The sequence below is a fragment of the Streptomyces sp. Ag82_O1-12 genome (assembly GCF_900182715.1).
GTDB classification, from domain to species: Bacteria; Actinomycetota; Actinomycetes; order Streptomycetales; family Streptomycetaceae; genus Streptomyces; species Streptomyces massasporeus.
In genome coordinates this window covers 4,687,056-4,710,294 of the sequence record NZ_FXUW01000001.1, presented here as the reverse complement: position 1 = coordinate 4,710,294, position 23,239 = coordinate 4,687,056, and the positions used below count along the sequence as shown (strand labels likewise).

Below are 23,239 nucleotides of genomic sequence, written 5' to 3'. Positions count from 1 at the left end.
CCGCTCCGCGGCGGAGTGGCCTTCTTCACGCGCGCGTGCGTCCGGCCTTCACGCGCGTGCGTCCGGCCTTCACGCGCGTGCGTCCGGCCATGTCCGCCCGAAGGACTACTCCTTGGCCGCCGGGGCGCCCGGGACCCCCTGGGCCGCCGGAGCACCGGGCACGCCCTTGGGTGCCGGGGCGGGCCGGTCCGACAGGAAGGACGCCCAACCCGCCTTGGGCGCCTGGCCCACCTGCAGGGTGCGCAGCTTCTCCAGCGTCTTCGGGTCCTGGGCGTCCAGCCAGTCCACGAGCTGCCGGAACGAGACGCAGCGCACCTCCTCCTTGGTGCACACCGTCTCGATGACCTCCTCGACGGCCCGCATGTAGGTGCCGCCGTTCCAGGACTCGAAGTGGTTGCCGATGATCAGGGGTGCGCGGTTGCCGTTGTAGGCCCGTGAGAAGCCCTTGAGGAGGCCGTCGCGCATCTGGTCGCCCCAGAAGTCGTGCATGGCGGGGTTGCCCTGGGTCTTGGTGCCCGACTGGTTGACCATGAAGTTGTAGTCCATGGTGAGCTGCTCGAAGGAGTGGCCCGGGAACGGCACGAGCTGCATGGACACGTCCCACAGGCCCTGCTTCTTCTTCGGCCAGACCTGGTCGTTCACGCCGCTGGTGTCATAGCGGAAGCCCAGGTCGCGGGCCGCCCTCATGAAGTTGCGCTGGCCCTCGAGGCAGGGCGTGCGGGCGCCGACGAGCTCCTTGTCGTAGTCGAAGGGCAGGGGGGCCGCGCCCGTCAGGCCGGTGTTGGTCTTCCAGGTCTTCACGAACTGCTTGGCCTGGGAGATCTCGTCCTTCCAGTCCTGGACGGACCACTCGCCGACACCTCCGCCGCTGCCGCAGAAGTGGCCGTTGAAGTGGGTGCCGATCTCGTTGCCCTCGAGCCATGCCAGGCGCAGCTGCTTCGCGGTGGCGGCGATGCCGCGGCGGTCGTTGAAGCCGATGTCGGAGCGGCCCGGGGAGTGCTGCGGCGGCCGGTACCGGTCGCGTTCCTCGTCCGGCAGCATGTACACGCCGCTCAGGAAGTACGTCATGGTCGCGTTGTTCTTCTTGGCGACCTTGCGGAAGTGGGAGAACAGCTTCTGACTGTCCTCGCCCGCGCCGTCCCAGGAGAAGACGACGAACTGCGGGGGCTTCTGACCGGGCCGCAGGCGTTCCGGCCTGGGCAGGTGCGGCTGGGCGCCGGTGTAGGCGGTGGAGCCGTCTCCGATCAGCCGGACGGCGCTCTTCGGCGCCTGCGCCGGTGTCGCCTTCTGCGGGTCGGGGGCCTCTTGCCGGGGGGTGCCGGTCGCGCAACCGGCGAGCGATGCGGCGCAGACCGCGGCGATCACGGAACTCGCGGCGATCCTGTGGGTGGCGGCCATGTTCCGCCCACCTTCTTCCTTCTCTCGGGTGCGGACAGCGCCGCCAAATTCGCACGAGTTCGAGAAGGAATTAGTACGACAAGCCGATCAAATAACCACTTCACCCTTCAGAGTGATCTATTCACCCATTTGCCCGTAATGCCCATGCTCGGCCTTTACTCTGCATTACGATTCGTTTACCGAGCGTTGATGCATCCCGCCGATTTACGCCGTGACCGCCGCGACCGAACCCGCCCCGAGCGGGACCCCCCAGTTACGCGACCGCGCAGCCCCGGAGGAGACGGGAAACCATGTCAGCCTGCGTCCCCACACGCGCCGCCGATCCGAACCGCACCGAACGCACCCATCCGCCCCACAGTCCGCCGCCGACCGGACCCCGCCGATTCAGGATCGCGGGTGCCGATGTGTCGGCCTCGATCGCGGTCTTCCTGATCGCCCTGCCCCTGTCCCTGGGCATCGCCCTCGCCACCGGCGCCCCGCTCCAGGCCGGCCTCGTCGCCGCCGCCGTGGGCGGCCTGGTCGCCGGTCGGCTCGGCGGCTCCCCGCTCCAGGTGAGCGGCCCGGCCGCCGGGCTCACCGTCGTCACCGCCGACCTCATCCAGCGCTACGGCTGGCGGACGACCTGCGCCATCACCGTCCTCGCCGGCCTCGCCCAACTCGGCCTGGGCTGCCTGCGCGTGGCCCGCGGCGCCCTCGCCGTCAGCCCCGCCATCGTGCACGGCATGCTCGCCGGGATCGGCGTCACCATCGCCGTCGCCCAGCTGCACATCGTCCTCGGCGGCACACCGCAGAGTTCCGTACCGGACAACCTCCGCGCGCTGCCCGCCCAGTTGGCGCACATGCGCCCCGCGGCCGTGTCGGTGAGTGTGCTGACCCTGGCACTGCTGTTGCTCTGGCCGAGACTGCCCGGCCGGGCCGGACGCTTGCTGCGCAAGGTCCCGGCCGCGCTCGTAGCCGTCGCCGGAGCCACCGCGGTCGCCGCCCTCGTCGGGCTCCGCCTGCCCAAGGTCGACCTGCCCTCCTGGAGCAACCACGCCCTGGCCGGGCTGCCCGAGGGCCCCGTGCTCGGCCTGGTCGCTGCCGTGCTCACCACCACGCTGGTGTGCAGCGTGCAGTCGCTGCTCGGCGCGGTCGCCGTGGACAAGCTGGTGGCCGGCCGCCCGGGCTTGTCGACCCGTGTCGGGCGCTCGCACCTCGACCGTGAACTGCTCGGGCAGGGCGCCGCCAACATCGTCTCCGGCACGCTCGGCGGACTGCCCATCGCCGGTGTCGCCGTGCGGAGTTCGGCGAATGTGCACGCGGGCGCCGTCAGCCGGAACTCCACGATGCTGCACGGCGTTCTCGTAGTGATCGCCGCGCTGCTGATGGTCCCGATCCTGGAGCTCATCCCGCTCGCCTCGCTCGCCGCCCTGGTGATGGCCGTCGGCATCCAGATGGTGTCCCTGAACCACATCCGCACGGTGACCCGCCACCGGGAAGTCTGGGTCTACGCCGTCACCACCCTCGGCGTGGTCTTCCTCGGCGTCCTGGAGGGCGTGGCGCTCGGCATCGCCATGGCCGTCGGCGTCGCCCTGCACCGCCTCACCCGCACCCGCATCACGCACGACGAGAGGGAAGGAGTCCATCACGTCCACGTCAGAGGACAGTTGACGTTCCTCGCGGTGCCACGGCTCAGCCGGGCCCTGCATCTCGTGCCCCACGGCGCCGACACCGTCGTCGAGCTGGACGGGTCGTTCATGGACCACGCGGCGTACGAGACGTTGCAGGACTGGCAGAAGACGCACACCGCGCAGGGCGGCACCGTGGAGATCACCGGCCGGCATACCGGCACCCGCATCTCCGAGCCCCAGGCCTCCGGCGACTGCCGCTGCCGGCCCTGGACACCCTGGCGCAACCACCAGTGCGACGGCCCCCAGTCCGTACCCCCTGCCGAGAAGAACCCGGACGGGTCGGACCGCTCCGAGCCGGACCCGTCGGGCGCCGGCGGAGCCAGCGGGCACGAACTGGCGCGTGGCATCAGCGCGTTCCAGCGCAACACAGCACCCCTGGTGCGCAGCGAGCTGGCCCGGCTGGCGAGAGAGGGGCAGCGGCCTTCGCAGCTCTTCCTGACCTGCGCCGACTCCCGGTTGGTCACATCGATGATCACCTCCAGTGGTCCGGGCGACCTGTTCGTGGTGCGCAACGTGGGCAATCTCGTCCCGCGCCCCGGCGAGGAGAGCGGCGACGACTCGGTGTCGGCGGCGATCGAGTACGCCGTGGACGTGCTCCAGGTGCGGTCCATCACGGTGTGCGGACACTCGGGATGCGGCGCCATGCAGGCCCTGCTCAACTCCGAGCCGGGCGGCGCCCGGACCCCGCTGAAGCGATGGCTGCGGCACGGGCTGCCGAGCCTGGAGCGCATGGCCGACGACAGTCTGTCCTGGGGCAGGCTGGCCGGACGGTCCCCCGAGGACGCGGTCGAGCAGCTCTGCCTGACGAACGTGGTCCAGCAGTTGGAGCACCTGCGTGCCCACGACTCGGTGGCCCGGGCCCTCGACGAGGGCGCCCTGGAACTGCACGGGATGTACTTCCACGTGGGCGAGGCCGAGGCGTACCTGCTCACCGAGACGGAGACCGGCGGCGTCTTCGACCGTGTGCGGGAGCCGGATCTGTCGGTGTGAGCCGACGCCTGGCGCGGAGCGTCTCGCCCCGCACCGGAGGAGGGTGTGCCCCCGATCGACAGCGGGGGCACACCCGGTGGCCCGTCGGACCGTGAGCAGGGTGACCGGCGGCACAGGCACTGAACTTTCCCTGGTCGGCGTCCGTGGGTACGGATGACCCCGGTCCCCTGCAGCACCGCCCGACAGGTCTAAACCAATCGGCGGTCGGCCCTTGTCATCGCACCCCCGGGTCTGATGAGCTGTGGCCTGGGACACAACGGACACCCTGGGAAAGGCAGATGCCGTGAGCAATGAAAGCCTGGCCAACCTTCTGAAGGAGGAGCGACGCTTTGCGCCCCCCGCCGACCTGGCCGCGAACGCCAACGTCACCGCGGAGGCGTATGAACAGGCCAAGGCTGACAGGCTCGGCTTCTGGGCCGAGCAGGCCCGTCGGCTGACCTGGGCCAAGGAGCCCACCGAGACGCTCGACTGGTCGAACCCGCCGTTCGCCACATGGTTCAAGGACGGCGAGCTCAACGTCGCCTACAACTGCGTCGACCGCCATGTGGAGGCCGGGCACGGCGACCGTGTCGCCATCCACTTCGAGGGCGAGCCGGGCGACAGCCGCGCGATCACCTACGCCGAGCTCAAGGACGAGGTCTCCAAGGCCGCCAACGCCCTGCTGGAGCTGGGAGTCCAGGCGGGCGACCGGGTCGCCGTCTACATGCCGATGATCCCCGAGACGGCGATCGCGATGCTGGCCTGCGCCCGGATCGGCGCCGCCCACTCGGTCGTCTTCGGCGGCTTCTCCTCGGACGCGCTCGCCACCCGCATCCAGGACGCCGACGCGCGCGTGATCATCACCTCCGACGGCGGCTACCGGCGCGGCAAGCCGTCCGCGCTCAAGCCGGCCGTGGACGAGGCCGTCGAGAAGGCGGGCATCGTCGAACACGTCCTGGTCGTGCGCCGCACGGGGCAGGAGGTCGCCTTCACCGAGGGCCGCGACGTGTGGTGGCACGACGTGGTGGGCCGCCAGAGCGCGGAGCACGCCCCGCAGGCGTTCGGCGCGGAGCACCCGCTGTTCATCCTGTACACCTCGGGCACCACGGGTAAGCCGAAGGGCATCCTGCACACTTCCGGCGGCTACCTCACACAGACCGCCTACACGCACCACGCCGTCTTCGACCTCAAGCCGGAGACCGACGTCTACTGGTGCACCGCCGACGTCGGCTGGGTCACCGGTCACTCGTACATCGTCTACGGGCCGCTGGCGAACGGCGCGACGCAGGTCATGTACGAGGGCACGCCCGACACCCCGCACCAGGGCCGCTTCTGGGAGATCGTGCAGAAGTACGGCGTGACGATCCTCTACACCGCGCCGACCGCGATCCGTACGTTCATGAAGTGGGGCGACGACATCCCCGCCAAGTTCGACCTGTCCAGCCTGCGGGTGCTGGGCTCGGTGGGCGAGCCGATCAACCCCGAGGCGTGGGTCTGGTACCGCAAGAACATCGGCGGCGACCGCACCCCGGTCGTCGACACCTGGTGGCAGACCGAGACCGGCTCGATGATGATCACCCCGCTGCCGGGCGTGACCGCCACCAAGCCCGGCTCCGCGCAGACGCCGCTGCCCGGCATCTCCGCGACGGTCGTCGACGACGAGGCGAACGAGGTGCCGAACGGCGGTGGCGGCTACCTGGTGCTGACCGAGCCGTGGCCGTCGATGCTGCGCACCATCTGGGGCGACGACCAGCGCTTCATCGACACGTACTGGTCGCGCTTCGAGGGCAAGTACTTCGCCGGTGACGGTGCCAAGAAGGACGACGACGGCGACATCTGGCTGCTCGGCCGGGTCGACGACGTCATGCTCGTCTCGGGCCACAACATCTCCACCACCGAGGTGGAGTCCGCGCTCGTCTCCCACCCCTCGGTCGCCGAGGCGGCCGTGGTCGGCGCGGCGGACGAGACGACCGGGCAGGCGATCGTCGCGTTCGTGATCCTGCGCGGGACGGCCTCGGAGACCGAAGACCTGGTCGCCGAACTGCGCAACCACGTCGGCACCGCCCTCGGCCCGATCGCCAAGCCCAAGCGAGTCCTGCCCGTGGCCGAGCTGCCCAAGACCCGCTCCGGCAAGATCATGCGGCGGCTGCTGCGGGACGTCGCCGAGAACCGTCAGCTGGGTGACGTCACCACACTGACCGACTCCACGGTCATGGACCTCATCCAGTCCAAGCTCCCCGCCGCGCCCAGCGAGGACTGATCGCGGCACCAGAACGACGAGGCCGGCGGAGGGCACCCGATCACCGGGTACCCTCCGTCGGCGCGTCCCCGCGGCGAGGGCCGCCGGATGCGCACAGCCGTACGTTTACCTAAACTAAGCAAAACAAGTGCTCCATGGTGCGCCGGGAAGTCTGGTCGGCATGTGTTCCGTCCTGCCCACCGACCGGAGGTTCCCTCGTGACCGCGCCCCGCTCCACCACCCCCCGCAAGGTCCTCGGCCGGCTGTCGCTGCCCGAGCGGACCTACGTGGCGGACGCGCTGCGCACCGAGACCGTCGGCGGGGTGCTGCTCCTCGCCGCCGCGGTCACCGCGCTGCTCTGGGCGAACATCCCCGCGCTCCGCGACAGCTACGAGAGCGTCTCCCACTTCCACCTGGGCCCCGCCGCCCTCGGCCTCGACCTGTCCGTCGCGCATTGGGCCGCGGACGGACTGCTGGCGATCTTCTTCTTCGTCGCCGGGATCGAGCTCAAGCGCGAGCTCGTCGCGGGTGACCTGCGCGATCCGAAAGCCGCCGCGCTGCCGGTCGTCGCCGCCCTGTGCGGCATGGCCGTACCGGCGCTCGTCTACGTCGTCACCAACGTCACCGGCGGCGGCTCGCCGGCCGGCTGGGCCGTGCCCACCGCCACCGACATCGCCTTCGCACTCGCCGTGCTCGCGGTCATCGGCACGTCCCTGCCGAGCGCGCTGCGGGCGTTCCTGCTCACCCTCGCCGTCGTCGACGACCTCTTCGCGATCCTGATCATCGCCGTCTTCTTCACGGCCGAGCTGAACTTCGCCGCGCTCGGCGGCGCCGTCGCCGGTCTGGTGCTCTTCTGGCTGCTGCTGCGGGGCGGCGTACGCGGCTGGTACGTGTACGTGCCGCTGGCCCTCGTCGTCTGGGGGCTGATGTACAACAGCGGCATCCACGCCACCATCGCCGGTGTCGCCATGGGCCTGATGCTGCGCTGCCACCGCCACGAGGGCGAGGACCACTCCCCCGGTGAGCGCATCGAGCACCTCGTGCGGCCCCTGTCGGCGGGACTGGCGGTGCCGCTGTTCGCGCTGTTCAGCGCGGGCGTCGCGGTGTCCGGCGGTGCCATCGCCGACGTGTTCACCTCGCCCGAGACCCTCGGCGTCGTCCTCGGGCTCGTCGTCGGCAAGGCGCTCGGCATCTTCGGCGGGACCTGGCTGACGGCCCGCTTCACCCGGGCCTCGCTCAGCGACGACCTCGCCTGGCCCGACGTCTTCGCGGTGGCGAGTCTCGCCGGCATCGGCTTCACCGTGTCGCTGCTCATCGGCGAACTCGCCTTCACCGGCGACCAGACGATGACGAACGAGGTGAAGGCCGCCGTCCTGCTGGGCTCGCTCATCGCCGCGACACTCGCGACAGTCCTGCTGAAGTTGCGGAACGCCAAGTACCGCCGTTTGTGGGAGGAAGAGGAGCGCGACGAGGACGCCGACGGCATCCCGGACATCTACGAGGAGGACGACCCGGCCTACCACCTGCGGCTCGCCACGCTGTACGAGCGCAAGGCCGCCGAACACCGCCGGATCGCCCAGGAGAAGGCAGCGGCGCGCCACGGGCTTGCCGAAGTACCGGGCGGGGCAGGCGAGGACCACCACCGTCCGGCATGATCTGACGAGACGGTACAAAAGACGGGTCCGTACGCGGTCATGCCATGCGCAGTCGGACGACTGCGCACGAGTCAGACGGAAGACGCGGACATCGGACCGTACGCAGAAGAGGGAGACCGCGATGAGCGCACCCGACGGCAGCCCGGTCGGCGCCGAACGCAGCATCGGCCAGCTGTTCGCCTCGGCGACGGCGGAAATGTCGGCGCTGGTGCACGACGAGATCGCGCTGGCGAAGGCGCAGCTCAAGCAGGACGTGAAGCGCGGCGCCACGAGCGGCGGCGCCTTCTCGGCGGCCGGCGCGGTGCTGATCTTCTCCCTGCCGATGCTGAACTTCGCGCTGGCGTACGGCATCCGCACCTGGAGCGACTGGAACCTCGCGGTCTGCTTCCTGCTGTCGTTCGCGGCGAACGTGCTGGTCGCGGGCGTCCTCGCGCTGGTCGGCGTGACCTTCGCGAAGAAGGCCAAGAAGAGCAAGGGCCCGCAGAAGGTCGCCGCGTCGATGAAGGAGTCCGCGGTCGTGCTCCAGAAGGCCAAGCCGCACCCGCGGCCGGAGCTCCCGCAGGACCGGGTCCCCGAGGCCATCGAGGCTGTGGCACGCTCGTCGTCATGACAGACCCCGCCCATCCCCCCGCACAACCGGCCTCGGCTGTCCTCCTCGACGTTCCCGGCGGGCGCGAGGTGAGCCACCGCGACGTCGCCGCCAACGGCGCCCGCTTCCACATCGCCGAGCTGGGGGACGGGCCGCTGGTCCTGCTGCTGCACGGCTTCCCGCAGTTCTGGTGGACCTGGCGGCACCAGCTGGTGGCGCTCGCCGACGCCGGCTTCCGGGCCGTCGCCATGGACCTGCGGGGCGTCGGCGGCAGCGACCGCACACCGCGCGGCTACGACCCCGCCAACCTCGCGCTCGACGTCACCGGCGTCATCCGCTCCCTCGGCGAGCCCGACGCCGCGCTGGTCGGCCACGACCTCGGCGGATACCTCGCGTGGACGGCCGCCACGATGCGCCCCAAGCTGGTGCGGCGGCTGGCGGTCTCGTCCATGCCGCACCCGCGGCGCTGGCGCTCGGCCATGCTGAGGGACGTCAAGCAGAGCCGCGCCGGTTCACACATCTGGGGATTCCAGCGGCCCTGGATCCCGGAGCGGCAGCTCACCGCCGACGACGGGGCCCTCGTCGCGGAGCTGATCCAGGAGTGGTCCGGGCCGCGCCCGCCCGAGGACGAGGCGCTGGACGCGTACCGCCGCGCCATGTGCATCCCCTCCGCGGCGCACTGCGCGGTCGAGCCGTACCGCTGGATGGTGCGCTCTCTGGCCCGCCCGGACGGCATCCAGTTCAACCGGCGGATGAAGCGGCCCGTGCGCGTGCCGACCCTGCATCTGCACGGCTCGCTCGACCCCGTGATGCGCACGCGGAGCGCGGCCGGGTCCGGCGAGTACGTCGAAGCCCCCTACCGCTGGCGCCTGTTCGACGGACTCGGCCACTTCCCGCACGAGGAGGACCCGGTCGCGTTCTCCTCGGAACTCATCAACTGGCTGCGGGATCCCGAACCCGACCGGTGACCGGTCCGCCCCGCCCCGTCACCGACATGTGAACGCTTGTCTGACGAACGGCCAATTGCCTGGCGCATAGGCCAATTGGACGCCCGGGGAGCGGTTATCGACCATGGGGCGGGGGCACACGTCGGTGTATGGGCTGGACGCACGACTACAGTGACGCAACCCGCAATCGCCGCTCTGCCGGCGGTGCGAACCCCCACCGGCGAAGCGGCGCACCGCAGATGGCGACCGCGGACCCCCGGGTCGGGATTCCGCGTATCCTCCGCCGCCGGGCCCGCTGGGTCTCCGTACGACTGCGCCACACTCGCGACTGAGGCGTCACTCGCGCGAGTGACGCCCCGCCACCTGCCGCTCCCGGACCGCGTCTAGAGCCGTCGGGCCCTACAAGGCGCAGCTGTCGCTGCCCACCTGCTGGGTGGCGGTACGCCCCTTGGTGATGTCCCCCCGGATCTCGTCCACGGTCAGCGCGTATCCCGTCTGGGCGTCGTCGAGCGACTTGGCGAAGACGACGCCGTAGACCTTGCCGTCGGGGGTGAGCAGCGGGCCGCCGGAGTTGCCCTGGCGGACGGTCGCGAAGAGGGAGTAGACGTCGCGGCGGACCGTGCCGCGGTGGTAGATGTCCGGGCCGTTGGCGGTGATGCGGCCGCGCACGCGGGCGGCCCGCACGTCGTACGCCCCGTTCTCCGGGAAGCCCGCGACGATCGCGCCGTCGCCGCTGCTCGCGTCCTTCTCGGTGAACCGCAGCACGGGCGCCTTGAGATCGGGCACGTCGAGGACGGCGATGTCGCGCCGCCAGTCGTAGAGCACGACCTTGGCGTCGTACTTCCTGCCCTCGCCGCCTATCTGCACGGTCGGCTCGTCGACTCCGCCCACCACGTGCGCGTTGGTCATCACGCGGCGGTCGGAGAAGACGAAGCCGGTGCCCTCCAGGACCTTGCCGCAGCTCGGGGCCGTGCCCATGACCTTGACGATGGAGCGCTGGGCGCGGTTCGCCACGGGGCTGTTCGCCAGCGCCGGGTCGGGCGGCTGGACGTCGGTGATCGGCTCGTTCGAGAAGGGGCTGAAGACCTGCGGGAAGCCGTTCTGCGCGAGGACGGAGGAGAAGTCCGCGAACCACGTGGCGGCCTGGTCCGGCAGGGCTTGCGAGACGCCCAGCAGCACCTTCGAGTTGCGGACCTCCTTGCCGAGCGTCGGCAGCGTGGTGCCCGCGAGGGCCGAGCCGATCAGCCAGGCGACCAGGAGCATCGCCACGACGTTGACCAGGGCGCCGCCGGTGGCGTCGAGGGCCCGGGCCGGGGACCAGGTGATGTGCCGGCGCAGCTTGTTGCCGAGGTGGGTGGTGAGGGCCTGGCCGACGGAGGCGCAGACGATGACGACGACGACCGCGACGACGGCGGCGGTCGTGCTCACCTCCGCGTTTTCCGTCAGCGCGTCCCAGATGACGGGCAGCACGTAGACCGCGACGAGGCCACCGCCCAGGAAGCCGATCACCGACAGGATGCCGACGACGAACCCCTGGCGGTACCCCACGACCGCGAACCACACGGCGGCGACCAGCAACAAGATGTCCAGCACGTTCACGGAGGCCACCCTGTCATGCGCGCCAGTCGAGCGGGACCTGCTTCTCGCGGTCCCAGGGCCGCTCCCAGCCCGCGAAGTGCAGCAGCCGGTCGATGATTCCGGCCGTGAAACCCCAGACAAGGGCGGATTCGACCAGAAATGCCGGACCTCGGTGGCCGCTGGGGTGGACGGTGGTCGCTCGGTTGGCGGGATCCGTGAGATCCACCACGGGGACGGTGAAGACCCGGGCGGTCTCGTTCGGATCGACGACGCCGACCGGGCTCGGCTCGCGCCACCAGCCCAGCACGGGTGTGACGACGAAGCCGCTGACCGGGATGTAGAGCCGGGGCAGGACGCCGAAGAGCTGGACGCCGGACGGGTCGAGGCCGGTCTCCTCCTCCGCCTCGCGCAGGGCGGCCCGCAACGGGCCGTCGCCGTACGGGTCGCCGTCCTCCGGGTCGAGGGCACCGCCCGGGAAGGAGGGCTGGCCGGCGTGCGAGCGCAGGGAGCTCGCGCGCTCCATGAGCAGCAGCTCCGGGCCGTGCGCCCCTTCACCGAACAGGACCAGCACGGCGGACTGCCGCCCCGCCCCGTCCTCCGGGGGCAGGAACCGGCTCAGCTGCCGCGGCCGGACGGTCTCCACGGCGTGCACCACCGGGTCCAGCCAGCCGGGCAGCCCGTCCTTGCTCAGCGCCACCCGGCCGCCCTGTGTGTCGCTCGCACGCGTCATCGCCACCCCCGTCGTCCTGCCGCATCCAACGCACGACGGGTCCGAGATCGTTCCGCGAACGCCCGGGATCCCCTGAACAGGCGGCGCGTGGGGCTCTTCGGACGGCGCGTGGGGTCCTTCTGATGGCGCGCGGGGCTCTTCGCGTCGCCCGCCGGGCCGCTCGGGCGGCGCGTCGGATGCTGCGGGCGCCTCGGGCAGCTCATCCGGCCCCCAGCGGCGGCGCCGGTTTGCCGCCCGCGTCCAGGTAGGCCTGCGGGGGCTTCAGACGCTGCCCGGGGAAGCCGCCCTTCTCGTACTTGAGGAGCTTCTTCGCCTTCTCCGGGTCGGTCTCGCCCTCGCCGTAGGCCGGGCAGAGCGGGGCGATCGGGCAGGCGCCGCACGCGGGCTTGCGGGCGTGGCAGATGCGGCGGCCGTGCCAGATGACGTGATGCGACAGATCCGTCCAGTCGTTCTTCGGGAAGAGCGCGCCGATGGCGGCCTCGATCTTGTCCGGGTCGGTCTCGCCGGTCCACCGCCACCGGCGCACCAGGCGCTGGAAGTGCGTGTCGACGGTGATGCCGGGACGGCCGAAGGCGTTGCCGAGCACGACGAACGCGGTCTTGCGGCCGACGCCGGGCAGCTTGACCAGATCCTCCAGCCGGCCGGGCACCTCACCCCCGAAGTCCTCCACCAAGGCCTTCGACAGCCCTATGACCGACTTCGTCTTGGCCCGGAAGAAGCCGCAGGGGCGGAGGATCTCCTCCACCTCCTCGGGGTTGGCGGCGGCCAGGTCCTCCGGGGCCGGGTACTTGGCGAAGAGCGAGGGTGTCGTCTGATTGACGCGCAGGTCGGTCGTCTGGGCGGACAGGACCGTGGCGACGACCAGTTGGAAGGGGTTCTCGAAGTCCAGCTCGGGGTGCGCGTACGGAAAGACCTCGGCGAGCTCGCGGTTGATCCGGCGGGCCCGGCGGACCAGGGCGGTGGGCGACTCGTCGCCCGGCGGGTGGACGACGGCCTTGGCGGGGGCGGTGCCCTTGAGCCGGGCGGTGGCCTTCTTGGGCGCGACCGCGACCTTCTTGGCGGCGGGCGCCTTCTTCACGGCGGCACCCTGCGAGGCCTTCTTGGCGGCAGAGGTCTTGGAAGCGCGCTTCGTGGCGGACGCGGCCTTCTTCGCGGACGCGGCCTTCTTCGCGGACGCGGCCTTCTTCGCGGACGCGGCCTTCTTCGCGGACGCCGTCTCCTTTGTAGACGCGGCGCCCTTCGCGGAGGCCGTCTCCTTCGCCGAGGCCGTCTTCTTCGCAGACGCGGCGCCCTTCGCGGACGCCGCCTTCTTCACCGGTTCCGTCTTGTTCTCTTTCGCCGTTTTCCTACCGCCATCGGGGCTCTGTTCGCCCACAGCGGAATCGCGACGTACAACCACCCGCGCAGCCCCCTCGGCCTGTGCTCTCACCGGCGATTTGGACACCCGGCCAGCCTAAGGCCCGGCACCGACATCCGCCCCGGCCCCTGAAGATCGGCGCCCAATTGGACCCCTGCCGCGTACCCCGGGACACGTGTGCGGCATCCTTGTGACAGATCACACTGTTTGGACCGCCCGACAAAATGGGCACCACGGTCCCTCGGTACACGGGGGAGCAAGATCCCCTGAGCAGGTCGAATAGGAGAGAACTCGTGGACGACGTTCTGCGGCGCAATCCGCTCTTCGCGGCGCTCGATGACGAGCAGGCCGCGGAGCTCCGCGCCTCCATGAGTGAGGTGACCCTCGCCCGCGGTGACTCGCTGTTCCATGAGGGCGACCCCGGTGACCGCCTGTACGTGGTCACGGAGGGCAAGGTGAAGCTCCACCGCACGTCCCCCGACGGTCGCGAGAACATGCTTGCCGTGGTCGGCCCCAGCGAGCTCATCGGTGAGCTCTCGCTGTTCGACCCGGGCCCGCGCACCGCGACCGCCACGGCACTGACCGAGGTCAAGCTGCTCGGCCTCGGCCACGGCGACCTCCAGCCCTGGCTGAACGCCCGCCCGGAGGTGGCCACGGCGCTTCTGCGCGCCGTCGCGCGCCGGCTGCGCAAGACCAACGACGCGATGTCCGACCTCGTCTTCTCGGACGTCCCGGGCCGTGTCGCCCGCGCCCTGCTCGACCTGTCGCGCCGGTTCGGCGTGCAGTCCGAGGAGGGCATCCACGTCGTGCACGACCTCACGCAGGAGGAGCTGGCCCAACTCGTCGGCGCGTCCCGCGAGACGGTCAACAAGGCCCTCGCGGACTTCGCCCAGCGCGGCTGGCTGCGCCTGGAGGCCCGCGCGGTGATCCTCCTGGACGTGGAGCGCCTCGCGAAGCGCTCGCGCTGACGCGCACACCCTCCCGTACGTCATCGGGCCCCGTCTCCTCACGAGACGGGGCCCGACGTCGTATCCGCGCACGGTCAGATGAGCCCGTGCTCCGCCAGGTAGTCCAGCTGGGCCCGTACCGACAGTTCCGCCGCAGGCCACAGGGAGCGGTCCACGTCGGCGTAGACGTGGGCGACGACCTGCGCGGGGGTGCGGTGGCCGTCCTCGACGGCCGTCTCGACCTGGGCGAGGCGGGTGGCGCGGTGGGCGAGGTAGTACTCGACGACGCCCTGGGCGTCCTCCAGGACCGGGCCGTGACCCGGCAGGACGGTGTGGACGCCGTCGTCGACCGTGAGGGAGCGCAGGCGGCGCAGGGAGTCCAGGTAGTCGCCGAGGCGGCCGTCGGGGTGGGCCACGACCGTCGTGCCGCGACCGAGGATCGTGTCGCCGGTGAGGACCGCCCGGTCGGCCGGGAGGTGGAAGGAGAGGGAGTCGGCTGTGTGGCCGGGGGTCGGCACGACGCGCAGTTCCAGCCCGCCGGTCGTGATCACGTCTCCGGCGGCCAGGCCCTCGTCGCCCAGCCGCAGTGCCGGGTCGAGGGCACGCACGCGGGTGCCGGTCAGCTCGGCGAAGCGGGCGGCGCCCTCCGCGTGGTCGGGGTGGCCGTGGGTCAGCAGGGTGAGGGCGACGCGCCGGCCTGCCTGTTCGGCCGTGACGAGAACCCGGCGCAGGTGCTCGTCGTCCAGCGGCCCCGGGTCGATCACCACGGCCAGGTCCGAGTCGGGCTCGGAGACGATCCAGGTGTTCGTGCCGTCCAGGGTCATCGCCGACGCGTTGGGGGCCAGGACGTTGACGGCCCGCGCGGTGGCGGGCCCCGAGAGGACCCCGCCGCGGGGCTGGCCGGGAAGGGCGCTTGCGTCCGTCATGCGGTGGCTCCACCGGTCGGGATGTGCTTGGTGAACTCGTCGTGGCCCGGCCAGGACAGCACGAGCTCCCCGTCGACCAGGCGGGCGGTGGCCAGGACGGGCGTGAGGTCACGCCCCGGGGCGGCGTCGAGCGCCCCGGCGGCCGTCTCGTACGCCGTCAGCTGGCGCAGGGTCGCGATCGTCGGCGGCATCATCAGCAGCTCGCCCTTGTCGTACCCGGCCGCCGCCTCGCGCGGGGTGATCCACACCGTGCGGTCGGCCTCCGTGGAGGCGTTGCGGGTGCGCTGCCCCTCGGGGAGCGCGGCCACGAAGAACCAGGTGTCGTAACGGCGGGCCTCGAACTCCGGGGTGATCCAGCGGGTCCAGGCGCCCAGCAGGTCGGAGCGCAGGACCAGGCCGCGCCGGTCCAGGAACTCCGCGAAGGACAGGTCCCGGGCGACCAGGGCGGCCCGGTCGGTCTCCCAGTCGGCTCCCGTGGTGTCACCGACGACCGAGTCGGCCGCCGGTCCGGCGAGCAGCACGCCCGCCTCCTCGTACGTCTCGCGCACGGCCGCGCAGACGATCGCCTGGGCCGCCGTCTCGTCGACGCCGAGCCGGTCGGCCCACCACGCGCGCGTGGGGCCCGCCCAGCGGACGTGGTGGTCGTCGTCGCGCGGATCGACGCCGCCGCCCGGATACGCGTACGCGCCTCCGGCGAAGGCCATGGAGGCGCGCCTGCGCAGCATGTGGACGGCGGGACCGCTGTCCGTGTCCTTCAGGAGCATGACGGTGGCCGCGCGCTTCGGGGTCACCGGGGTGAGGGTGCCGGCCGCGAGTGCGCGGATGCGGTCCGGCCACTCCGGGGGGTACCACTGACCGTTCGCCATGGGCGCGAGGCTATCCCGTGACGGGCGGATGTTCGAGTGGCCCCGGGGACGGAATCCGCAGCTGGGGCCATCGAAGAGGGCGGGGTACGGGGTGCGCGGCCGGGTGCTACGCGAGCTCCACCTGGATCTCGACCTCGACCGGTGCGTCCAGCGGCAGCACCGCGACGCCCACGGCGCTGCGCGCATGCACGCCCTTGTCGCCGAGGACCTCGCCGAGCAGCTCGCTCGCGCCGTTCAGCACCGCGGGCTGGCCCGTGAAGTCGGAGGCCGAGGCGACGAAGCCGACGACCTTCACCACGCGCGCGATGCGGTCCAGGTCACCGGCGACGGACTTCACGGCGGCCAGGGCGTTCAGCGCACACGTGCGTGCCAGCTCCTTGGCCTCCTCCGGGGTGACCTCCGCGCCGACCTTGCCGGTGACCGGAAGCTTGCCGTCCACCATCGGGAGCTGCCCGGCGGTGTAGACGTACGGTCCGGACTGCACGGCCGGCTGGTACGCGGCGAGCGGCGGGACCACCGCGGGCAGGCTCAGGCCGAGCTCGGCCAGCTTCGCCTCGACGGCGCCCACTACTGCTTCTCCCGCTTCAGGTAGGCCACGAGCTGCTCGGGGTTGTTCGGCCCGGGCACGACCTGGACGAGCTCCCAGCCGTCTTCGCCCCAGGTGTCCAGAATCTGCTTCGTGGCGTGGACGAGCAGCGGCACAGTCGAGTATTCCCACTTGGTCATGCGGCCGACTCTAGCCCCTGGCGGGCGGGGGCCACGCGGCCCATCACCGCACCGGTTATCCACAGCCTCCCGCGTAGCGCGGGCGCGGACTGGTTAGGCTCGAATACGTGAGCAGGCTCCAGGTCGTCAGCGGCAAGGGCGGTACCGGCAAGACCACGGTGGCCGCGGCCCTAGCGCTGGCCCTGGCCACGGAGGGGAAGCGGACGCTTCTCGTCGAGGTCGAGGGCCGTCAGGGCATCGCGCAGCTCTTCGAAACGGAGGCGCTGCCTTATGAGGAACGGAAGATCGCAGTAGCACCCGGGGGCGGGGAGGTGTATGCCCTCGCCATCGACCCCGAACTGGCCCTTCTGGACTACCTCCAGATGTTCTACAAGCTGGGCAGCGCCGGACGGGCCCTGAAGAAGCTCGGCGCGATCGACTTCGCCACCACCATCGCGCCCGGCCTCAGGGACGTCCTCCTGACCGGCAAGGCGTGCGAGGCGGTGCGCCGCAAGGAGCGCAGCGGGCGGTTCGCGTACGACTACGTCGTCATGGACGCCCCGCCGACCGGGCGGATCACCCGCTTCCTGAACGTGAACGACGAGGTCGCGGGCCTCGCCAAGATCGGCCCGATACACAATCAGGCGCAGGCCGTGATGCGGGTGCTGAAGTCACCGGAGACGGCCGTGCACCTGGTGACGCTGCTGGAGGAGATGCCCGTCCAGGAGACCGTGGACGGCATCGCCGAGCTGCGTTCGGCGCGACTGCCGGTGGGGCGGATCATCGTGAACATGGTCCGGCCGGAGGTGTTGGACGAGACGGACCTGGAACTCGTACGGACGGTCCCGCGTTCCACTGTCGCGCGGTCCCTGTCGTCCGCGGGGCTCGGCGGGGCGCGGCGCGGCGGGCACGCCGAGCGGCTGGTGGACCCGCTGCTCACGCAGGCCGAGGAGTACGCCGAGCGGTACACGCTGGAGCACGAGCAGCGAGCGGTCCTGACCGAACTGGACCTGCCGCTGCACGAACTGCCGCTGTTCGCGGAGGGCATGGACCTGGCGGGGCTGTACGAGCTGGCCCGCGAGCTGCGCGAGCAGGGCGTGTCATGAGCCAGGACGGACAGGGCACGGGCGCAGCGCGCGGCACGAGCGAGAACGGACACGGCACGGGCGCAGCGCGCGGCACGAGGCACGACGAACACGGCATGCGAGCAGCGCGCGGCACGAGGCACGACGAACACGGCACGCGAGCAACGCGCGGCACGAGGCGCGATGGACAGGCAAGGCCCGTCATGAGTCGGAAGCAGGGGATGTCATGAGTCGCTCGGACCCGGCCCACACCCACGACCCGGCCCGCCCGCCCCTCGCCCCCGCGCGCCTGCTCGACATCGATCCGCTGCTGGAGGACCCGAAGACCCGGATCGTGGTCTGTTGCGGTTCGGGCGGGGTCGGCAAGACCACCACCGCGGCGGCCCTGGGCCTGCGCGCGGCCGAGCGGGGCCGCAAGGTGGTCGTCCTGACCATCGACCCGGCCCGCCGGCTGGCCCAGTCCATGGGCATCGACTCCCTCGACAACACCCCGCGCCGGGTGAAGGGCATCGACGACTCCGCGGGCGGCGAGCTGCACGCGATGATGCTCGACATGAAGCGCACCTTCGACGAGATCGTCGAGGCGCACGCGGACGGCGAGCGGGCGGCCGCCATCCTGGGCAACCCCTTCTACCAGTCGCTCTCGGCGGGCTTCGCGGGCACGCAGGAGTACATGGCGATGGAGAAGCTCGGGCAGCTGCGCGCCCGGGACGAGTGGGACCTGATCGTCGTCGACACCCCGCCCTCCCGTTCGGCGCTGGACTTCCTGGACGCGCCCAAGCGGCTCGGGTCGTTCCTGGACGGCCGGCTGATCCGGCTGCTGACGGCACCGGCGAAGCTGGGCGGCCGCGCCGGGATGAAGTTCCTGAACGTCGGGATGTCGATGATGACCGGCACCCTCGGCAAGCTGCTCGGCGGTCAGCTCCTCAAGGACGTCCAGACGTTCGTGTCCGCGATGGACACCACCTTCGGCGGCTTTCGCACGCGCGCTGACGCGACGTACAAGCTGCTCCAGGCGCCGGGCACGGCGTTCCTCGTGGTGGCGGCCCCGGAGCGGGACGCGCTGCGCGAGGCCGCGTACTTCGTGGAGCGGCTGGCCGCGGAGGACATGCCGCTCGCCGGTCTGGTGCTCAACCGGGTGCACGGCAGCGGGGCCGACCGGCTGTCGGCCGAGCGGGCGCTCGCCGCCGCGGAAAATCTTGAAGAGCCCCGCATTGTGGATCAGGAGGGCGGGAAAGCAAGACTTCGTAACTCCCCCGACGCACCCGACAGTTCAGACTCTCCCACGTCCGGAGCACCAATTCAGACCCCGGCATCGGCTCCCGAGGGTGGCTCCCCCACCGAAGACGCCGAGCATGCCGAGGACCCTGAGCACACCGCGGACACCGAGCGGTCCGTCGACCAGCTCACCGCAGGCCTGCTGAGGCTGCACGCCGATCGCATGCAGCTGCTCTCCCGTGAGCAGCGCACGCGTGACCGCTTCACCGCCCTCCACCCCGAGGTGGCCGTGACGGAAGTGGCCGCACTGCCCGGCGACGTGCACGACCTCGCGGGACTGCGCGACATCGGCGACCGCCTCGCGGCCGACGAACGCGAGCTGCCCGACCCTGCCGACCAGCCGGAACCGCCTGAGGCGCGTGCCTGAGGCGCGTGCCTGGAGGGCAACCCGGCGAGGGCGCAGGGCTCGTGACGAGGGGCGAAGAACCCGTAGGCGATGGCGAAGGGCCCGGAGAGGGCCCTCGAACCTGGACCTGGACCTGGGAGGCTCCCCGGAGGGAGGGCTCCTCAGCTCGCCGCTCAGCTCACCGCCGCGTAGTTCTCGTAGATCTCGTCGTCGTCGAGGGGCAGGACACCGCACCCCCGCTCGTACTCCGTGCGCGCCGTCTCCAGCAGCCGGCGCCAGGAGGTCACAGTGGGACGCCTGCGCAGCAGTGCGCGGCGCTCCCGCTCCGTCATGCCTCCCCACACACCGAACTCGACGCGGTTGTCGAGCGCGTCGGCCAGGCACTCCGTGCGCACCGGGCATCCGGTGCACACCGCCTTGGCCCTGTTCTGCGCTGCTCCTTGAACGAACAGTTCATCCGGATCGGTAGTGCGGCAGGCCGCCTGCGCACTCCAGTCGACTACCCAGCCCATACCGGCGCCGTCCTCTCCCGAATCGAGGCTCCCCCACGGCGGCAGCGGCATATTCACCGCCGCCAGTTGAGGACGTTACGGAAGGTGGGCACAGCGCAACACCCCCTTCGGGCCCAATCTTGAATGGCCCGAACGGACTATGGGTAAGCGGCAGATCACCCGGGGGAGTGAGCTGGCGACATACGTAACCTTCCCGGCAAACCGGGACAGTTCAGTTGCGTCACATGGGACGCCGTATGACACACAAGGCGGATTCGGACACGTCCCCATCAAAAAGTTGGGGAACACCCAGAACGATTCGGGGTCGTCGGACGTATTGATACGTGACCTCACTGCTGTGACAGTTGAGAGCAGCTTAGGCCAAGGCCTATACGCCTGTCCGGCGAATGAGAACGTAGGCTGCCCTCATGCCAAAGAAGCGCTCGGGCGGTGGTCTGTCCCCCACGCAGCAGGCCGCCAAGTTCCTCGGTGTCAGTGTCCTCGCGGGAGCCGTGCTGGCCGGCATCGCGCTGCCCGCGGTGGGCGCGCTGGGACTGGCGTCCAAGGGATCGGTCGAGAGCTTCGACGAGCTCCCGGCCAACATGAAGACCCCGCCGCTGAGTCAGCGCACCACGATCCTCGACGCCGACGGCGGCCAGATCGCCACGGTCTACTCGCGTGACCGCACGGTGGTCCCCCTCAAGGACATCTCGCCGTACATGCAGAAGGCGATCGTCGCGATCGAGGACTCGCGCTTCTACCAGCACGGCGCGGTCGACCTGAAGGGCGTCCTGCGCGCCCTCAACAAGAACGCGCAGACCGGCGGAGTCTCCGAGGGCGCCTCCACGCTGACGCAGCAGTACGTGAAGAACGTCTTCATCGAGGAGGCGGGCGACGACCCGACGAAGGTCGCGCAGGCCACCCAGCAGACCATCGGCCGCAAGATCCGCGAGCTCAAGTACGCGATCCAGGTCGAGGAGGAGCTGGGCAAGAAGAAGATCCTCGAGAACTACCTGAACATCACGTTCTTCGGCCAGCAGGCCTACGGCGTCGAGGCCGCCGCCCAGCGCTACTTCTCCAAGTCCGCCAAGGACCTCAGCGTGGAGCAGGCGGCCCTGCTCGCCGGCATCGTCCAGTCGCCCAGCCGGTACGACCCGGTCAACGACGAGGCGGAGGCCACCAAGCGCCGCAACACCGTGCTGCAGCGCATGGCGGCCGTCGGTGACATCTCCCGGGCGCAGGCCGCCGACGCGATGAAGGCGCCGCTCGGCCTGAAGGTCAGCAAGCCCAAGAACGGCTGCATCACGGCGGTCAAGGGCGCGGGCTTCTTCTGTGACTACGTGCGCGAGGTCTTCCTGACCGACCCGGTCTTCGGCAAGACCAAGGAGCAGCGCGCGAAGATCTGGAACCAGGGCGGCCTCACCATCCGCACGACGATGGACCCGCAGTCCCAGGACGCGGCGCAGCGCTCCATCAAGGACCACGTCTACAAGAGCGACGAGGTGGCCACCGCCGCCTCCATCGTCCAGCCCGGCACCGGCAAGATCCTCGCCATGGGCCAGTCGCGTCCGTACGGCTTCAAGAAGAACGAGACGCAGATCAACCTCTCCGTCGACCAGTCGATGGGCGGCGGCATGGGCTACCAGCCCGGTTCGACGTTCAAGCCGATCGTGGCCGCCGCGGCCCTCGATGACGGCATGCCGGCGAACAAGGTGTACTCGTCGCCGTACCGGATGGCGTACCCGAGCCCGGTCTCGGCCTGTGACGGCAAGCGGTGGGTGAACGACCCCAACAGCCCGGCGAAGCTCCAGAACGAGAACTCCTCCGAGGTCGGCCCGTACGACATGCGGGAGGCGACCGCCAAGTCGGTCAACACCTACTACGTGCAGATGATCAGCGACATCGGCATCTGCCCGGTGACGACGATGGCCAAGAAGATGGGCGTCGTGCGGGCCGACGGCGACAAGATGCCGCAGGTGCCCTCCATCGCCCTCGGCACCCAGGAGATGTCCCCGCTGACCATGGCGAACGCGTACGCGACCTTCGCCTCGCGCGGTATGTACTGCACGCCGATCGCCATCGAGTCGGTGAACCGGCGGGTCGGTGACAAGACCACGTCGCTGGAGGTCCCGAAGTCGACCTGCTCGCGCGCGATGTCGGAGGACACCGCCGACACGATCAACGCGCTGCTGAAGGGCGTCGTCGAGGACGGTACGGGCACGAAGGCGGGCCTCGGCAGCCGTCCCAGCGCCGGCAAGACCGGTACGACGGACGAGCGTTACGCGGCCTGGTTCGTGGGCTACACGCCGAACATGGCCGGTGCGGTCTGGGTCGGCGACCCGGCGCACAAGCGGAAGATGTCCGGCATCACCATCGGCGGCCGGTCGTACGGCAAGGTCTTCGGTGGCGAGGTCCCCGGCCCGATCTGGCGCGACATGATGTCCGGCGCGCTGGAGGGCAAGCCCGTCGAGAACTTCAACTCCGTCCATCTCCCCGACAGCAAGCCCCGGGACCGCGGTGACGGCGACGGGGACGGCGGCCGTGACGACGGGGGCAACGGCGACAACGGCAGCGACGGCGGCAACGACGGCTTCATCGGCGGCCTGGTCGGCGGCAACAACGGCGGTGGCGGCGACGAGCCCACGCCCTCGTTCTCCATCCCGGAGGGTTTCATCCGGGGGCAGGGCAACGGCGGGAACGGCAACGGCGGCCGGTTCGGCTGAGCCGGCGGCGCGACCTCACGCGACACAACGGCCCCCTCTCACCCGCGTGGGTGGGAGGGGGCCGTCTTCGTTCGACTGAGAGGTCGGCCCGCGCCTGACCGAAAGATCAGCAGACCGAAAGGTCAACTGACCGAAAGATCAGCCGACCGAAAGATCAGCCGACCGAAAGATCAGCTGAGTGAAAGATCAGCCGACGTCCGACCGAGATGTACGGGAGGATCAGCCGGCCAGCAGCTTCTTCACAGCGGCGGCGACGCGGCCGCCCTCGGCCTGCCCGGCCACCTTCGGGTTCACGATCTTCATGACCGCACCCATGGCCCGCGGCCCCTCCGCACCGGCCGCCTTCGCCTCCTCGACGGCCTGGGCGACGATCTCCTGGAGCTGCTCGTCCGACAGCTGCCGCGGCAGGTACGTGGCGAGGACCTCGCCCTCCGCCTTCTCCCGCTCGGCCTGTTCGGCACGACCACCCTGCGCGAAGGCGTCGGCCGCCTCACGCCGCTTCTTCGCCTCCCGGGTGATCACCTTCTGCACCTCGTCGTCGGAGAGCTCGCGCTTCTCCTTGCCCGCGACCTCCTCCTTGGTGATCGCGGCGAGCGTCAGCCGGAGCGTCGAGGAGCGCAGCTCGTCGCGCTCCTTGATCGCAACGTTGAGGTCTTCCTGCAGCTTCGACTTGAGCGTGGTCATGGGGCCGATTGTCGCAGGTGCGGGAGGAGCGGCGCCCCTCGATTTGCGGGGCGGCC

Annotated in this window: 20 protein-coding genes; 10 read left to right on the top strand and 10 right to left on the bottom strand. The window is 70.7% G+C overall.

Annotation, left to right across the window (positions count from 1 at the left end; translation table 11 throughout):
• Positions 1 to 105: 105 nt before the first annotated feature.
• Positions 106 to 1,398 (bottom strand): polysaccharide deacetylase family protein, encoded by a 1,293-nt coding sequence (locus QOL88_RS21670; protein ID WP_097218509.1) that lies wholly within the window; start codon positions 1,396 to 1,398, stop codon positions 106 to 108.
• 290 nt (positions 1,399 to 1,688) lie between these two features.
• On the opposite strand from QOL88_RS21670, the gene QOL88_RS21665 reads away from it, so the two are divergent.
• From QOL88_RS21665 to QOL88_RS21640, 6 genes are all read left to right on the top strand, one after another.
• The gene (locus QOL88_RS21665; protein ID WP_097218507.1) at positions 1,689 to 4,058 is read left to right on the top strand and encodes a bifunctional SulP family inorganic anion transporter/carbonic anhydrase; all 2,370 of its coding nucleotides are present in this window, start codon (positions 1,689 to 1,691) and stop codon (positions 4,056 to 4,058) included.
• A 283-nt stretch (positions 4,059 to 4,341) separates the two neighbouring features.
• On the top strand, positions 4,342 to 6,297 hold the full coding sequence (acs, locus tag QOL88_RS21660) for an acetate--CoA ligase (RefSeq protein WP_097223122.1): 1,956 nt from the start codon (positions 4,342 to 4,344) through the stop codon (positions 6,295 to 6,297).
• 197 nt (positions 6,298 to 6,494) lie between these two features.
• Positions 6,495 to 7,931 (top strand): Na+/H+ antiporter NhaA, encoded by a 1,437-nt coding sequence (nhaA, locus tag QOL88_RS21655; RefSeq protein WP_097218505.1) that lies wholly within the window; start codon positions 6,495 to 6,497, stop codon positions 7,929 to 7,931.
• Positions 7,932 to 8,052: 121 nt separating this feature from the next.
• Positions 8,053 to 8,541, top strand: a complete 489-nt coding sequence (locus tag QOL88_RS21650) for a phage holin family protein (RefSeq protein ID WP_097218503.1) — start codon at positions 8,053 to 8,055, stop codon at positions 8,539 to 8,541.
• Positions 8,538 to 9,488 (top strand): alpha/beta fold hydrolase, encoded by a 951-nt coding sequence (locus tag QOL88_RS21645; RefSeq protein ID WP_097218500.1) that lies wholly within the window; start codon positions 8,538 to 8,540, stop codon positions 9,486 to 9,488. The genes QOL88_RS21650 and QOL88_RS21645 overlap by 4 nt, the downstream gene beginning before the upstream one ends.
• Before the next feature lie 128 nt (positions 9,489 to 9,616).
• Complete coding sequence (locus tag QOL88_RS21640) at positions 9,617 to 9,799, top strand: hypothetical protein (RefSeq protein WP_078885154.1); 183 nt, start codon at positions 9,617 to 9,619, stop codon at positions 9,797 to 9,799.
• Between the two features lie 67 nt (positions 9,800 to 9,866).
• On the opposite strand, the gene QOL88_RS21635 is transcribed toward QOL88_RS21640, so the two are convergent.
• The 3 genes from QOL88_RS21635 to nth all read right to left on the bottom strand — a co-directional run bounded on the left by QOL88_RS21635 (position 9,867) and on the right by nth (position 13,090).
• Entirely contained in the window at positions 9,867 to 11,066 is a 1,200-nt protein-coding gene (locus QOL88_RS21635; protein WP_097223121.1) for a MarP family serine protease, read from the bottom strand.
• A gap of 13 nt (positions 11,067 to 11,079) precedes the next feature.
• Positions 11,080 to 11,775, bottom strand: a complete 696-nt coding sequence (locus tag QOL88_RS21630; RefSeq protein WP_097223120.1) for an NUDIX hydrolase — start codon at positions 11,773 to 11,775, stop codon at positions 11,080 to 11,082.
• Positions 11,776 to 11,974: 199 nt separating this feature from the next.
• The gene (gene nth / locus QOL88_RS21625; RefSeq protein ID WP_179878923.1) at positions 11,975 to 13,090 is read right to left on the bottom strand and encodes an endonuclease III; all 1,116 of its coding nucleotides are present in this window, start codon (positions 13,088 to 13,090) and stop codon (positions 11,975 to 11,977) included.
• A 335-nt stretch (positions 13,091 to 13,425) separates the two neighbouring features.
• On the opposite strand from nth, the gene QOL88_RS21620 reads away from it, so the two are divergent.
• Complete coding sequence (locus QOL88_RS21620; protein ID WP_020129286.1) at positions 13,426 to 14,100, top strand: Crp/Fnr family transcriptional regulator; 675 nt, start codon at positions 13,426 to 13,428, stop codon at positions 14,098 to 14,100.
• 74 nt (positions 14,101 to 14,174) lie between these two features.
• On the opposite strand, the gene QOL88_RS21615 is transcribed toward QOL88_RS21620, so the two are convergent.
• The 4 genes from QOL88_RS21615 to sp36 form a co-directional block, all read right to left on the bottom strand.
• Positions 14,175 to 15,005 carry an MBL fold metallo-hydrolase gene (locus tag QOL88_RS21615; protein ID WP_097218492.1) on the bottom strand — a complete coding sequence of 277 codons (831 nt, stop codon included), beginning with the start codon at positions 15,003 to 15,005 and terminating at the stop codon, positions 14,175 to 14,177.
• Positions 15,002 to 15,871 carry an NUDIX hydrolase gene (locus QOL88_RS21610; RefSeq protein WP_097218490.1) on the bottom strand — a complete coding sequence of 290 codons (870 nt, stop codon included), beginning with the start codon at positions 15,869 to 15,871 and terminating at the stop codon, positions 15,002 to 15,004. Before QOL88_RS21610 ends, QOL88_RS21615 begins: the two co-directional genes overlap by 4 nt.
• A gap of 106 nt (positions 15,872 to 15,977) precedes the next feature.
• Positions 15,978 to 16,439 carry a RidA family protein gene (locus QOL88_RS21605; protein ID WP_030846166.1) on the bottom strand — a complete coding sequence of 154 codons (462 nt, stop codon included), beginning with the start codon at positions 16,437 to 16,439 and terminating at the stop codon, positions 15,978 to 15,980.
• The gene (gene sp36 / locus QOL88_RS21600) at positions 16,439 to 16,597 is read right to left on the bottom strand and encodes a Sp36 family protein (protein ID WP_097218487.1); all 159 of its coding nucleotides are present in this window, start codon (positions 16,595 to 16,597) and stop codon (positions 16,439 to 16,441) included. The genes QOL88_RS21605 and sp36 overlap by 1 nt, the downstream gene beginning before the upstream one ends.
• Before the next feature lie 107 nt (positions 16,598 to 16,704).
• Between sp36 and bagA the strand changes: the two genes are divergently transcribed.
• Both bagA and bagB read left to right on the top strand, forming a co-directional pair.
• Positions 16,705 to 17,682 carry an ATPase BagA gene (bagA, locus tag QOL88_RS21595; protein WP_097218485.1) on the top strand — a complete coding sequence of 326 codons (978 nt, stop codon included), beginning with the start codon at positions 16,705 to 16,707 and terminating at the stop codon, positions 17,680 to 17,682.
• A 205-nt stretch (positions 17,683 to 17,887) separates the two neighbouring features.
• Positions 17,888 to 19,306: an ATPase BagB gene (gene bagB, locus QOL88_RS21590; protein ID WP_097218482.1), complete on the top strand. Its 1,419-nt coding sequence runs from the start codon at positions 17,888 to 17,890 to the stop codon at positions 19,304 to 19,306.
• Positions 19,307 to 19,458: 152 nt separating this feature from the next.
• On the opposite strand, the gene wblA is transcribed toward bagB, so the two are convergent.
• Positions 19,459 to 19,797, bottom strand: a complete 339-nt coding sequence (gene wblA, locus QOL88_RS21585) for a transcriptional regulator WblA (protein WP_030846174.1) — start codon at positions 19,795 to 19,797, stop codon at positions 19,459 to 19,461.
• A gap of 407 nt (positions 19,798 to 20,204) precedes the next feature.
• On the opposite strand from wblA, the gene QOL88_RS21580 reads away from it, so the two are divergent.
• The gene (locus QOL88_RS21580; protein WP_097218480.1) at positions 20,205 to 22,499 is read left to right on the top strand and encodes a transglycosylase domain-containing protein; all 2,295 of its coding nucleotides are present in this window, start codon (positions 20,205 to 20,207) and stop codon (positions 22,497 to 22,499) included.
• A gap of 219 nt (positions 22,500 to 22,718) precedes the next feature.
• Here QOL88_RS21580 and QOL88_RS21575 read toward each other — a convergent pair whose 3' ends face one another.
• Complete coding sequence (locus QOL88_RS21575) at positions 22,719 to 23,183, bottom strand: GatB/YqeY domain-containing protein (protein WP_030846180.1); 465 nt, start codon at positions 23,181 to 23,183, stop codon at positions 22,719 to 22,721.
• Positions 23,184 to 23,239 lie beyond the last annotated feature (56 nt).